The 12,369-nt window shown below is 71.1% G+C and carries 14 protein-coding genes; 8 read left to right on the top strand and 6 right to left on the bottom strand.

The window, feature by feature from the left end; genetic code table 11:
- Window positions 1–90: 90 nt before the first annotated feature.
- Together AC3EUV_RS27705 and AC3EUV_RS27700 are read right to left on the bottom strand one after the other, a co-directional pair.
- Window positions 91–1,014 carry a glutaminase gene (locus AC3EUV_RS27705; RefSeq protein ID WP_386443488.1) on the bottom strand — a complete coding sequence of 308 codons (924 nt, stop codon included), beginning with the start codon at window positions 1,012–1,014 and terminating at the stop codon, window positions 91–93.
- 10 nt (window positions 1,015–1,024) lie between these two features.
- The gene (locus tag AC3EUV_RS27700) at window positions 1,025–1,777 is read right to left on the bottom strand and encodes a helix-turn-helix transcriptional regulator (protein WP_435604139.1); all 753 of its coding nucleotides are present in this window, start codon (window positions 1,775–1,777) and stop codon (window positions 1,025–1,027) included.
- A 79-nt stretch (window positions 1,778–1,856) separates the two neighbouring features.
- Here AC3EUV_RS27700 and AC3EUV_RS27695 point away from each other — a divergent pair, with 79 nt between their 5' ends.
- Both AC3EUV_RS27695 and AC3EUV_RS27690 read left to right on the top strand, forming a co-directional pair.
- Window positions 1,857–2,096, top strand: coding sequence for a hypothetical protein (locus AC3EUV_RS27695; protein ID WP_387247580.1), 240 nt, complete (start codon window positions 1,857–1,859; stop codon window positions 2,094–2,096).
- A 101-nt stretch (window positions 2,097–2,197) separates the two neighbouring features.
- Window positions 2,198–3,121 carry a 1-aminocyclopropane-1-carboxylate deaminase/D-cysteine desulfhydrase gene (locus AC3EUV_RS27690; protein ID WP_435604138.1) on the top strand — a complete coding sequence of 308 codons (924 nt, stop codon included), beginning with the start codon at window positions 2,198–2,200 and terminating at the stop codon, window positions 3,119–3,121.
- 124 nt (window positions 3,122–3,245) lie between these two features.
- Here AC3EUV_RS27690 and AC3EUV_RS27685 read toward each other — a convergent pair whose 3' ends face one another.
- Window positions 3,246–4,847 carry a Na+/H+ antiporter gene (locus AC3EUV_RS27685; protein ID WP_432144657.1) on the bottom strand — a complete coding sequence of 534 codons (1,602 nt, stop codon included), beginning with the start codon at window positions 4,845–4,847 and terminating at the stop codon, window positions 3,246–3,248.
- A gap of 58 nt (window positions 4,848–4,905) precedes the next feature.
- Here AC3EUV_RS27685 and AC3EUV_RS27680 point away from each other — a divergent pair, with 58 nt between their 5' ends.
- The 4 genes from AC3EUV_RS27680 (at window position 4,906) to AC3EUV_RS27665 (ending at window position 7,396) form a co-directional block, all read left to right on the top strand.
- A complete protein-coding gene (locus AC3EUV_RS27680; RefSeq protein WP_432144658.1) occupies window positions 4,906–5,166 on the top strand; it encodes a UBP-type zinc finger domain-containing protein in 261 nt (86 codons plus the stop codon).
- A gap of 32 nt (window positions 5,167–5,198) precedes the next feature.
- Window positions 5,199–5,687 carry a GNAT family N-acetyltransferase gene (locus AC3EUV_RS27675; RefSeq protein WP_432144659.1) on the top strand — a complete coding sequence of 163 codons (489 nt, stop codon included), beginning with the start codon at window positions 5,199–5,201 and terminating at the stop codon, window positions 5,685–5,687.
- 292 nt (window positions 5,688–5,979) lie between these two features.
- Window positions 5,980–6,393 carry an ATP-binding protein gene (locus AC3EUV_RS27670; RefSeq protein WP_042148531.1) on the top strand — a complete coding sequence of 138 codons (414 nt, stop codon included), beginning with the start codon at window positions 5,980–5,982 and terminating at the stop codon, window positions 6,391–6,393.
- A gap of 43 nt (window positions 6,394–6,436) precedes the next feature.
- Window positions 6,437–7,396, top strand: a complete 960-nt coding sequence (locus tag AC3EUV_RS27665) for an RNA polymerase sigma factor SigF (protein ID WP_432144710.1) — start codon at window positions 6,437–6,439, stop codon at window positions 7,394–7,396.
- Window positions 7,397–7,486: 90 nt separating this feature from the next.
- Here the strand turns inward: AC3EUV_RS27665 and AC3EUV_RS27660 are convergent, their stop codons facing one another.
- Complete coding sequence (locus tag AC3EUV_RS27660; RefSeq protein ID WP_432144660.1) at window positions 7,487–7,957, bottom strand: hypothetical protein; 471 nt, start codon at window positions 7,955–7,957, stop codon at window positions 7,487–7,489.
- 96 nt (window positions 7,958–8,053) lie between these two features.
- Between AC3EUV_RS27660 and AC3EUV_RS27655 the strand changes: the two genes are divergently transcribed.
- Together AC3EUV_RS27655 and AC3EUV_RS27650 are read left to right on the top strand one after the other, a co-directional pair.
- Entirely contained in the window at window positions 8,054–9,037 is a 984-nt protein-coding gene (locus AC3EUV_RS27655; protein WP_432144661.1) for a diacylglycerol/lipid kinase family protein, read from the top strand.
- A 320-nt stretch (window positions 9,038–9,357) separates the two neighbouring features.
- A complete protein-coding gene (locus AC3EUV_RS27650) occupies window positions 9,358–9,615 on the top strand; it encodes a WhiB family transcriptional regulator (RefSeq protein ID WP_003983230.1) in 258 nt (85 codons plus the stop codon).
- A 175-nt stretch (window positions 9,616–9,790) separates the two neighbouring features.
- Here the strand turns inward: AC3EUV_RS27650 and AC3EUV_RS27645 are convergent, their stop codons facing one another.
- Together AC3EUV_RS27645 and AC3EUV_RS27640 are read right to left on the bottom strand one after the other, a co-directional pair.
- Window positions 9,791–11,263 (bottom strand): sensor histidine kinase, encoded by a 1,473-nt coding sequence (locus tag AC3EUV_RS27645; protein ID WP_432144711.1) that lies wholly within the window; start codon window positions 11,261–11,263, stop codon window positions 9,791–9,793.
- 327 nt (window positions 11,264–11,590) lie between these two features.
- A complete protein-coding gene (locus AC3EUV_RS27640) occupies window positions 11,591–12,220 on the bottom strand; it encodes a TetR/AcrR family transcriptional regulator (RefSeq protein WP_435604137.1) in 630 nt (209 codons plus the stop codon).
- Window positions 12,221–12,369: the final 149 nt, after the last annotated feature.

Genomic DNA, 12,369 nt, shown 5'->3' with positions numbered 1-12,369 from the left:
GCCCACGATGCGCCAGCGGTTCCCGGGCCACAACGCCAAGGGGGGCCCGGGGGCGGGGCCCCGCGGTCCAGGTCAGGCCGCGCCCCCCGCTCAGAAAACGGACCACCCCGTCAACGTCGTGAAGTGATCCAGAGCCGCGGCGCCCGCCACGGAGTTACCGCGGGCGTCGAGGCCCGGGCTCCAGACGCACAGCGTGCAGCGGCCGGGGATGACCGCGATGATGCCGCCGCCGACCCCGCTCTTCGCGGGCAGCCCGACGCGGTAGGCGAACTCCCCGGCCGCGTCATACGTCCCACAGGTCAGCATCACCGCATTGATCCGCTTGGCCTCGCGGGCCTCCAGCAGCCGGCTGCCGTCGGCGCGCAGCCCGTGGCGGGCGAGGAAGCCGCCCGCCACGGCCAGATCCCGGCAGCTCATCTCGATCGAGCACTGCCAGAAGTAGTGCTCGATGACGCTGGGGACGGGGTTCTCCAGGTTGCCGAAGGACGCCATGAAGTGCGCCAGGGCGGCATTGCGGTCGCCGTGTTCGGCCTCGGAGTCGGCCACCGCCTGGTCGAAGGCGAGGTCCGGGTTGCCGCTCTCCTCCCGCAGGAAGTGCAGCATCGAGGTGCTGGCGTCGCCCGTGAGGGTCTGGAGCCGGTCGGTGACCACCAGGGCGCCCGCGTTGATGAACGGATTGCGCGGAATGCCGTTCTCCGCCTCCAGCTGGACCAGCGAGTTGAACGGCGTACCGGACGGCTCACGGCCCACCCGCCGCCAGATGCCGTCGTCGTTGCTGCCGGGGCTCTGCGCCATCACCAGCGCCAGCGAAAAGGCCTTGGAGATGGACTGGACGGAGAACGGGACCTCCCAGTCGCCGACCCCGTACACCTCGCCGTGGATGTCGGCCACCGCGATCCCGAAACGGTCCGCGGACACCTGCTCCAGCGCCGGTATGTAGTCGGCGACCCGCCCCTGTCGCACGAACGGCCGGGCATGGGCCGCTACCTCCTCGAGAACGGCCTGGTAGTCCATGACGGACACGCTAACCCGGGGCGAGCAGCACCCCCATCGGGGCCCCCGTCAGCGACTTCACCTCGCGCGCGAGGTGCGCCTGGTCCGCGTAGCCGGCGCGCGCGGCGACCTGTGCGCAGGGCATCCCGGAGCGCGCCAGGTCGAGCGCGCGCACCAGCCGGAGCACCCGGGCCAGGGTCTTGGGGCCGTAGCCGAACGCGTCCAGGCTGAGCCGGTGCAGCTGGCGTTCGCTGAGCGCGACCGCGCGGGCGACCTCGGCGACGGGGCGGCCGCGGGCGAGCTCCGCGGCGACGGCGGCGGTCCGGCCGTCGTCCCCGGCGCCCTGCCGGAGTCGGGCCGCGGCGGCCTCCTCCAGCAGGCGGCCGATACCGGCCGCGCCGCCCGGCTCCCCGGCGGCCGCCAGCCGCTCGGTCAGCTCCCGTACCCGGCCGGCGGGCCACAGGTCCGCCAACGGCACCCGCCGGTCACGCAGTTCCCGGGCCGGTACGCCGAAGACGGCGGGCCCCTGGCCGGGCGCGAAGCGCAGCCCGACGAAGGGGGTACCGGGCGGCACCCCGCCCACGGACTGCGGCCCGGTGTCCGGACCCGCCACCAGCAGCCGGCCCGCGCTCCAGATCAGATCCGTACAACCGTCGGGCAGCACCGGCCGGGCGGAAGGCGGCATGGCGCGGGTCCAGAGCACCGCGCCCGCCACCCGGGAGGCACGCTCCTGGTAGCCGCCGGGTACGCCGGACGGCCCCTTCAAGTCGCGCGTTTCGCCCACATGCCCCAGCCTGGCACGGGAACCCCACGGCCGTCCGCGCCGTTGATCCCTTACGACACGGACCGCACGGAGGTGGCACATGTCAGGGTTTCTCGACCGCGCCAAGGAGCAGGCCCGGCAGGGGCTTGCACAGGGCAAGCAGAAGGTCGACGAGGTGCAGCAGAACCGCGCCGGCACCGAGCTTCTGAGAAAGCTGGGCGCCGCGTACTTCGCCGAACGGCGGGGCAGCGGCTCCCCCGAGGCGACCCAGGACGCGCTCAACACCCTGGAGGCGCACGTCAACGCCCACGGCGACGCGTTCCTGCACGCGCACGACTAGGGGTGCCTGCCGGGTCCGGCCCGTTCGTGGAGCACCCCGAGGAGCTGTGGAGCCACGGCGTACCCATGGGGCTGCCCCGCGGCACCCGGGACAATGGACGCGTGACCAGCACCGTCCCCGGCCCGCTGCCGGACCCGCGCGCCCTGCGCCCGCGCCTGCCCTCCCCCGTCCAGGAGATCGAGGACGCACCGTTCGCCCGCCGCGGGGTGCGGCTGCTGCTCAAGCGGGACGATCTGATCCACCCGGAGCTTCCGGGCAACAAATGGCGCAAGCTGGCGCCGAATCTGCGGGCCGCGGCCGCGGCGGGTGAGCGGGCGCTGCTGACCTTCGGCGGCGCCTACTCCAACCATCTGCGGGCCACCGCCGCGGCCGGCCGGCTGCTCGGGTTCGCCACCATCGGCGTGGTCCGCGGCGACGAGCTGGCCGACGCACCGCGCAATCCGTCGCTGGCCCGCTGCGCCGCCGACGGGATGCGGCTGCACTTCATCGACCGGGCCCGCTACCGCCGAAGGGCCGACCCGGAGGTGCTCGCCGAGCTGCGCGACCGCTTCGGCGCGTTCCGGCTCATACCGGAGGGCGGCAGCAACGCCCTTGCCGCACAGGGCTGTACGGAGCTGGGCCGGGAGCTGCGCGGGGCCGCGGACACGGTCGCGGTGGCCTGCGGCACGGGCGGCACCCTCGCCGGACTCGCCGGGGGCCTGGGTCCGGGGCAGCGCGCCCTGGGCTTCCCCGTACTGAAGGGCGGCCGGCCGCACTTCCTCCAGGAGGCGGTCGAGGAACTACAGCGCGCGGCGTTCGGCGGACCGCGCGGCGACTGGCGGCTGGAGGACCGCTTCCACTGCGGCGGATACGCCCGCCGCACCCCGGAACTCGATGCCTTCGCGGCGGCCTTCGAGGACCGGCACGGCCTGCCGCTGGAGCGGATCTACGTCGCCAAGCTGCTCCACGGTCTGACGACCCTGGCCGAGGAGGGCGCCTTCGCCCCCGGCAGCACCGTGGCCGCCGTGATCACCGGCACCCCGTGAGCCGGCCCCCGGTCCGCGTCCCCCGACCGCGGCCCTGACCTGCACGGATCACCTGGCCGCAGCACCTCGCGCGACCGGGCCCTCCCCCAGACATCGCGGCCGGCCCGAAACCCGACGCCGGCCCCTAAGAGGCCCCCTCCCGATAGGCCGTGGCCTCCTCCAGGTCCAGTCTGCGCAGCAGCGTCCGCAGCATCTCGTCGTCGATCCGTCCGTCGTCCCGCAGCCGGACGAACACCCCGCGCTCGGCCTCGATCATCTCCCGGGCCAGCCGCCGGTAGGTCTCGTCGGCGGACTCCCCGGTGACCTCGTTGGCCGCGCCGAGCCGCTCCCACACGGAGTTGCGGCGGCGCTCCAAAACACTGCGCAACCGGTCGACGAGGGGCCCCGGCAGGGCGTTGCGCGGGTCCTGGAGGAGTTCTTCCAGGTGCTCCTCGGCGGCCCGCGAGGCCCCGTCCTGGGCCTGTGCCTCGGCGAGCGTCTCGGCCTGGGCGTCCGGGCCGGGCAGCTTCAGCGCACGGATCAGCGGCGGCAGCGTCAGCCCCTGGACGACGAGGGTCGCGATGACGGTGGTGAAGGTCAGGAAGAGCACGAGGTTGCGCGCCGGGAAGGCCGCCCCGCCGTGCAGGGCGGCCGGGATGGAGAACGCGATGGCCAGCGACACCACCCCGCGCATCCCGGCCCAGCCGACGATGACCGGCGCGGTCCAGGTCACCTCCGGCTCGCGGGTGCGGATCCGGGCCGACAGCAGGCGCGGCAGAAACGTCGCGGGAAAGACCCACACGAACCGCGACAGGACCACGACGACGAACAGCACGGCCGCGTACCCGAGGGCCTGCGCCCCGCTGAACTCCCCCAGCCCGCGCACCACGACCGGCAGCTGGAGCCCGATCAGCGCGAAGACCACGGACTCCAGGATGAACGAGACCATTTTCCAGACGGCATCCTCCTGGAGCCGGGTCTCGAAGTCGACCTGCCAGGAGCGGTGCCCCAGGTAGAGAGCGACCACGACGACGGCAAGTACCCCGGAGGCGTGCAGCTGCTCGGCGGCCGCGTAGGCGACGAAGGGGATGAGCAGCGAGAGGGTGTTCTCCAGCAGCGCCGACTCCCGCAGCCGGACGCGCAGCCAGTGCAGCGGCACCATCAGGAGGAGGCCGACACCGATGCCTCCTACGGACGCGATGGCGAACTGCTTGATCCCGTCGCCCCAGGAGGCACCCGCCCCGAGCGCCACGGCCACCAGGACCTTGTACGCGGTGATCGCGGTGGCGTCGTTGAACAGCGATTCGCCCTGAAGGATCGTGGTGATCCGGTGCGGCAGCCCGAGTCTGCGGGCGATGGCGGTGGCCGCGACGGCGTCCGGCGGGGCGACGACGGCCCCCAGGACGAGGGCGGCGGTCAACGGCAGCCCCGGGATGACGAGATAGGCCGCATAGCCGACCACGAACGTCGCGAACAGCACATAGCCCACCGACAGCAGCGCCACCGGCCGCAGATTGGCCCGCAGCCCCAGATACGAGCTGTCCAGCGCGGCGGTGTGCAGCAGCGGGGGCAGCACCAGCGGCAGCACGATGTGCGGATCGAGGGTGTAGTCGGGGATGCCGGGGACGTAGGAGGCCGCGAGCCCGGCGGTGACCAGGAGCAGCGGCGCGGGGACCGGCGTACGGCGCGCCAGCCCGGCCACCGCCGCGCTCCCCGCGACCAGCAAAAACAGCGGCATGACAGCCATCGGCCCGTCCCGTCCCCGTACGCTTCACCGGGCATCCCGGCGATCTAACCTGGCCATCATGAGCGAGTGCACGCACGTTGCCGAATTGCCGCGCCCCGAGCCGGCACCGCAGAGCGCCACCTGCCTGGAGTGCCTGGCCGCCGGAAGCCACCCCGTACAACTGCGGCTGTGCCTGGCCTGCGGCCATATCGGCTGCTGCGACTCCTCGCCGTTCCGGCACGCGACCCGGCACTTCGAGGAGACCGGCCATCCCGTGATGCGGACGTTCGAGCCGGGCGACTCCTGGCGCTGGTGCTTCACCGACCAGAAACTGGTGTGAAGCATTCACCGGAGTCCGTTTAGCCTTCACCTATGATCCGCGAAGCGTCACCCGGCGATGTCCCCGTCATCCTGGCCATGATCGGCGAGCTGGCGGCGTACGAGCGTGTCCCCGAGGCCGCACGGGCCACCGAGCCGCAGCTCAAAGAGGCCCTCTTCGGCCCGCAGCCGGCCGCCTTCGCGCTGATCGCGGAGGACGGCGACGCCCCGGTGGGCTTTGCCCTGTGGTTCCGGAACTTCTCGACCTGGACGGGCACGCACGGTGTCTATCTGGAGGACCTGTACGTCCGCCCCGAAGCGCGCGGCGGCGGCCACGGCAAGGCCCTGCTCGCGGCCCTCGCGAAGATCTGCGTGGCCCGCGGCTATGAGCGTTTCGAGTGGCCAGTCCTGGATTGGAATGAACCGTCCATCGGTTTTTACCGGTCTGTCGGCGCGCAGCCCATGGACGAATGGACGGTCTTCCGGCTCACTGGAAAGGCACTGCACAACCTTGCGGAGGCTTCACGTGTCAACGGAGCGTAATCGGTATCGATTTGACAGTGCACACCCCTAGCCACTGTCCGTACCCGTGGCTTTACAATCAGTGACAGTGAGGGTGCCGGGCGACCCGGGGCCGGATCGCCGCGCGGACGGCAGTGGTGCTCCTTCCGGGCGACACCGGCCCACAGATCGCGATAGCGTCACAGCCGAACCATGTGTCGCGCCGAATCGTTCTCCTTTCGTCCGAGGGGAGAAAAGTTCGGCGCGAATATCCCGAACAACGCGAATATCGCGCATTCCAGCTCAACCAGCTTGTGCCACCTTGGAGGTGAGGGTGTCCCAGATCGCAGGCGAGCCCGGGACTCAGGACTTCGTGGAAGTCCGTCTGCCCGCTGCGGGTGCCTACCTGTCCGTGCTGCGTACGGCCACGGCCGGGCTCGCAGCCCGCTTGGACTTCACCCTCGACGAGATCGAGGATCTGCGTATCGCGGTCGACGAGGCCTGCGCGATCCTCCTGCAACAGGCCGTCCCCGGCAGTGTGCTGAGCTGCGTCTTCCGCCTCATCGATGACGCACTTCAGGTCACCGTGTCGGCCCCGACGACCGACGGCCGCGCCCCGGAGCGCGACACCTTCGCCTGGACGGTGCTCTCCGCGCTCGCCGGCAAGGTCGATTCCACCGTCTCCGAGGACCAAACGGTCACCATCAGTCTGTACAAGGAGCGCGGCGCCGGTCCCGGACCGTCATGACCGAACAGGGGGCCCCGTGAAAGATCTCGAACGCGGCGGGAGGGTGGCGACCGGTGCGACCATCCCCGAGCAGCAGGCCCGGCCGCATCCGGTGGGCGTAGACGACCACGGCGGCCGGTTGGACGCGGCGGAGCAGGCAGAGCGGGCGGACCACATGGAGCAGAGCGAGCAGCCGGGGCAGCAGGCGCAGCAGCACGACGCGCCGGCCCCCGACGACAAGCGCCAGGATCAACAGCATTCCCAGGAGCCGCAGGACCGCAGCGGCGCCCGGGCGATGTTCTATGAGCTGCGCAAGCTGCCCGACGGCTCCCCGGAGCGTGCGGAGCTGCGCAACAAACTCGTCCGTATGCACCTCCCGCTCGTCGAGCATCTGGCCCGGCGGTTCCGTAACCGTGGCGAGCCGCTGGACGATCTGACCCAGGTCGCCACCATCGGCCTGATCAAGTCCGTCGACCGCTTCGACCCGGAGCGCGGCGTGGAGTTCTCCACGTACGCCACCCCCACCGTCGTCGGCGAGATCAAGCGGCACTTCCGCGACAAGGGCTGGGCGGTCCGCGTCCCGCGTCGCCTTCAGGAGCTGCGGCTGTCACTGACCACCGCGACCGCCGAGCTGTCCCAGCGGCACGGCCGGGCGCCCACGGTCCATGAGCTGGCCGAGCATCTGGCGATCTCCGAGGAGGAGGTCCTGGAGGGCCTGGAGTCCGCCAACGCCTACAGCACCCTCTCCCTGGACGTTCCGGACACGGACGACGAGTCCCCGGCGGTCGCCGACACCCTCGGCGCCGAGGACGAGGCGCTGGAGGGCGTGGAGTACCGCGAGTCCCTCAAGCCGCTGCTGGAGGATCTCCCGCCGCGGGAGAAGAAGATCCTGCTGCTGCGCTTCTTCGGCAACATGACCCAGTCGCAGATCGCCCAGGAGGTCGGCATCTCCCAGATGCATGTCTCCCGCCTGCTGGCCCGCACCCTGGCCCAGCTGCGCGACAAGCTCCTCGTCGAGGAGTGAACGGCGCACACATACGGTGGGCGGGGCCTTCGAAGGCCCCGCCCACCGTGCGTTCCAGGCGTATACCGGGGCGAGCGCCCCGCAGTCTCCTCAGGGCGTCTCGCGCGGCCCGATACCCAGCGCCTCGGTGGCCGTCGGATTGACCAGCAGCACGAGGACGACGAGCGCGGCCACGGCCAGTCCGATGCCGGCCGCGATCAGCGCACCGCCGCCGTTGACCAGCGTCCAGGCCACCGGCAGCGCCACGATCTGGGTGATCAGCGAGGGGCCCCGGCTCCAGCGGCGGCGCAGCCACAGCCCCCGGGCGGCCACCAGCGGCAGCACGGCGAGCGCGAGGACGGTGAGCCCGCCCATCTCCGCCTGCTGCGGACTGTCCGGCGAACCGGCCAGACCCATGATCAGCATGTAGCCGCCGAGGGCGGCCAGGGCGAGCCCCTCGACCGCGGTGAGCGCCGCCGCGGCGCTCAGCCGGGCAGGTCGCGGGCCGGTCGGCGCGGTGGACGCGGTCGCCGCGGGGGCGCCGGCGGCTCGGGACGCGGACTGCTTCTGCTGACTGCTCACCCCAGCAGGGTAGCGCCGGCCGTCCGGGCCTCCGGGGACGCCCCGGAGCCGGACGGGGCGCAAGACCGGAACCCGCAGCTAGGTACGCTGCTGCATATGCGCGCACTTCTCGTGGTCAATCCCGCAGCAACCACCACCAGTGCCCGCACCCGTGAAGTGCTCACCCACGCACTCGCCAGCGACCTCAAGCTGGAGGTCGCACAGACGCAGTACCGCGGGCACGCCCGTGATCTCGCCCAGCAGGCCACCGAGGGCGGCGAGACCGACCTGGTGGTGGCACTCGGCGGCGACGGCACGGTCAACGAGGTCGTCAACGGTCTGCTGGCCAACGGCCCCGACCCCGACTCGCACCCCCGGCTGGCGGTCGTCCCCGGCGGCTCCACCAATGTCTTCGCCCGCGCGCTCGGCCTCCCCAATGACGTCGTGGAGGCCACCGGCGCCCTGCTGGACGCGCTGCGCGACGGCAGCGAGCGGACGATCGGCCTCGGGCTGGCCGCGGGCACCCCGGGCAGCGAGGACGAGGGCGTACCGGAGCGCTGGTTCACCTTCTGCGCGGGCTTCGGTTTCGACGCCGGCGTCGTCGGCCGGGTCGAGCAGCAGCGCGAACGCGGCAAGCGTTCGACCCACGCCCTGTATGTGCGACAGGTCGTACGGCAGTTCCTGGGCGAGGCGAACCGCCGGCAGGGCGTCCTCACCCTCGAACGTCCGGGCGGGACCGAGGGCGGTGCGGAGACCGTCGAGAATCTGGCGCTGGCCATAATCTGCAACACCGCCCCGTGGACCTACCTGGGCAACCGGCCGATCTATCCATCCCCGGACGCCTCGTTCGACACGGCCCTGGATCTGTTCGCACTGAGCAAGCTCTCCCCGTCCGCGGCGGCCCGCCATGCGACCCAGCTGCTGACGTCGACGCCCGAGCGCGGGCCCCACGGCAAACACGCCCTCTCACTTCACGACCTCACGAACTTCACCTTGCATTCGCAGGTTCCACTGCCCTTCCAGATGGACGGTGACCACCTGGGGCTGCGTACGAGTGTGACGTTCACAGGCGTACGCCGTGCACTGCGTGTGATTGTGTGAGCAGTAGGGCCCAAAGTCCTTTCACTCGAACGTTTAGACTGGTTTCCACCCCCTGGAATGACGGCTGTGAGCTAGGCGACACCAAGGATTCAAAAAAAAGTTTCCGGAAGGGGTTGTATCCGTCGCCGAGGTTTGCGAGTCTCTTCATGGCGATCGGGACGGCCGCTCTACCGGCCCCCTTGAGAGCCCGAATCCTCCTCCTCATTCCACAGGACCGCGCCAGTTCACGACTGGATTTCGGCCCTTCCCTTGTGGAGGGATTCGTGAAAGCGTTCACATTCACAAGCAACGATCCCGTCACACGAGGAGATGGAGCAGCCATGGACTGGCGTCACCGCGCCGTTTGCCGCGAGGAAGACCCCGAGCTCTTCTTCCCCATCGGCAACACCGGTCCTGCGCTGCTGCAGATCGAGGAAGCCAAGGCCGTCTGCCGCCGCTGCCCCGTCATGGAGCAGTGCCTGCAGTGGGCGCTCGAGTCCGGCCAGGACTCCGGCGTCTGGGGTGGTCTGAGCGAGGACGAGCGCCGCGCGATGAAGCGCCGTGCAGCTCGCAACCGGGCGCGCAACGCCAGCGCCTGAGCCAGCAGCCCCGTGGCCCCCGAGCCGCAGCGCGCAGTACACCCGATGCACCCCCGGCGCTGAAAGGCCCGGTCGTTATCGCATCGACACAGCTTTGAGCCCCGGACCGCATGGTCCGGGGCTTCCTGCTGTTCAGGGCCGTGGCGGGCGCGGTCGCCGACGCCGGCCCCGGGCCTCAGTGCTGCTTGTCGGCGCGCACCGGGACGTCGAGGATGACCTGCGTACCGCGCTCGGGCGCCCGCACCATGTCGAACTTTCCGCCCAACTCCCCCTCCACCAGGGTCCGGACGATCTGGAGCCCCAGGTTTCCGGCGCGATGCGGATCGAAACCCTCGGGCAGACCGCGGCCGTTGTCCTGGACGGTGACCAGCAGCCGCGGCTCGGTACGGCTGCCGCCGCGCACCGCGCCAACCTCGACCACACCCCGCTCCACCTGGTCGAAGGCGTGCTCCAGGGCGTTCTGGAGCACTTCGGTGAGCACCATCGACAGCGGGGTGGCCACCTCGGCGTCCAGGATGCCGAAGCGTCCGGTGCGGCGGGTGGTCACCTTGCCCGGGGAGATCTCCGCGACCATGGCCAGCACCCGGTCCGCGATCTCGTCGAACTCGACCCGTTCGTCGAGGGTCTGGGACAGCGTCTCGTGCACGATCGCGATCGAACCGACCCTGCGTACGGCCTCGTTGAGCGCCTCGCGGCCCTGTTCGGAATCCATCCGGCGGGACTGTAGGCGCAGCAGCGCGGCGACCGTCTGGAGATTGTTCTTCACCCGGTGGTGGATCTCCCGGATGGTGGCGTCCTTGGTGATCAGCTCGCGCTCGCGACGTCTCAGTTCGGTCACATCTCGCAGCAGGACCAGGGAACCGATGTGCGTCCCCTTGGGCTTGAGCGGGATCGCGCGCAACTGGATCACACCGTCGTTGCCCTCGACCTCGAACTCCCGGGGGGCCCAGCCGCTGGCGAGCTTGACCAGCGCCTCGTCCACCGGGCCGCGGGCGGGCGCCAGTTCGGCGGTGGCCTGGCCGAGGTGGTGGCCCACCAGGTCGGCGGCGAGACCGAGCCGGTGATAGGCGGAGAGGGCGTTGGGGCTGGCGTACTGGACGATGCCGTCCGCGTCGAGCCGGATCAGTCCGTCGCCGGCACGCGGCGAGGCATCCATGTCGACCTGCTGGCCGGGGAAGGGAAACGTTCCGGCAGCGATCATCTGGGCGAGGTCGGAGGCGCTCTGGAGGTAGGTGAGCTCCAGCCGGCTGGGCGTGCGTACGGTCAGCAGATTGGTGTTGCGGGCGATCACCCCGAGCACCCGGCCCTCGCGGCGCACCGGGATGGACTCGACCCGCACCGGCACCTCCTCCCGCCACTCCGGGTCGCCCTCGCGCACGATGCGGCCCTCGTCCAGGGCGGAGTCCAGCATCGGGCGGCGGCCCCGGGGAACGAGATGGCCGACCATGTCGTCCTGGTAGGAGGTGGGACCCGTATTGGGCCGCATCTGGGCCACCGATACATAGCGGGTGCCGTCGAGAGTGGGCACCCACAACACAAGATCGGCGAAGGAGAGGTCGGAGAGCAGCTGCCACTCCGAGACCAGCAGATGGAGCCACTCGAGGTCGGTGTCGCTCAGAGCGGTGTGCTGGCGTACGAGATCGTTCATGGAGGGCACGTCTTGGAGCCTACCGGCGTACGGTGTATGTGTTGTCTCTGCACGGGCATGGACAAGTGAGAATGGTCTAGTCCAGAATTCAGCAAAGACCTCCGCCCTCCCCGCACAGGAGAGCGGAACGAGGCCGAAGGCGCTCTCTGCCCTGACTGCGCCGAGGCCTCCGATCGACCGGTCCCAGGACGGGATGCACCCCTACCGCACACGGGGGCGCCGCCCGCCCGCTAGGCGGGGCCGGCCGATGTCAGCTCCGGGCTGCGGTGCCGGACAGGTTGAGGGTCCTGTCCCGGCGCCGCGGCCCGCGGGTGCTTCCGGGGGTCTTCAGCAGACCGCTCCGCCCGTCTTCCGTGGCCATGCCTTGAGCGCCAGCTCGGCGATCGCCTCCAGCTCCGTCCGCTCCGCGCCGTCGCGCGCCTGCTGGGACATGCCCTGGATGACGGCGCCGGCATAGGCGGCCAGCGCGCCGGCGTCCGTATCGGGAGGCAGCTCGCCGGAGGCGATGTCCGCGCGGATGGCGCCCGCGATCTCCCGGACGTTCGACAGCCTCATCTCCCGCAGGGAGTCGGCGACTTCGGCCGATGCGGGCGAGATGTTCAGGGCGGCGCTGATGACCAGGCAGCCGCGGGGGCGGCCGGGGAGGGTGTATTCGGCCGCGGCCTCCCGCAGGGCCCGTTCGACGCCCCGGCGGGCGGTCGGCTCCTCGGCCACGGCGCGGGAGAGGAAGCCTCCGTAGAGCCGCCCGTACTCGGCCACGACCTCGTCGAACAGGGCCCGCTTGTCGCCGAAGGCGGCGTAGAGGCTGGGGGCGCTGATGCCCATGGCGCGGGTGAGGTCGGAGATCGAGGTGGCCTCGTAGCCCCGCTCCCAGAAGGACCGGACCGCCTGCTCCAGGGCCGTCTCGCGGTCGAAGGACCGGGGCCGCCCGCGCCGTTTCGTCTCCTTGGTCGCCATGGGAAGAATTTTATAGCGGTCGGTACGGATCGCGTGCTACGGTTTTTCTGTAACGAGCGATATAGAAAACGCTCGGCGCGGGGGCGCGTGCGTCGGTGCACGTCGGCGTGCCTCTGCAGACGTCCGGGGACATCCGCACAGGGATCGGG

Source organism: Streptomyces sp. bgisy130 (assembly GCF_057708345.1).
The sequence above is the reverse complement of the archived record's forward strand: the minus strand, read 5'-3'. Positions and strand labels throughout refer to the sequence as shown.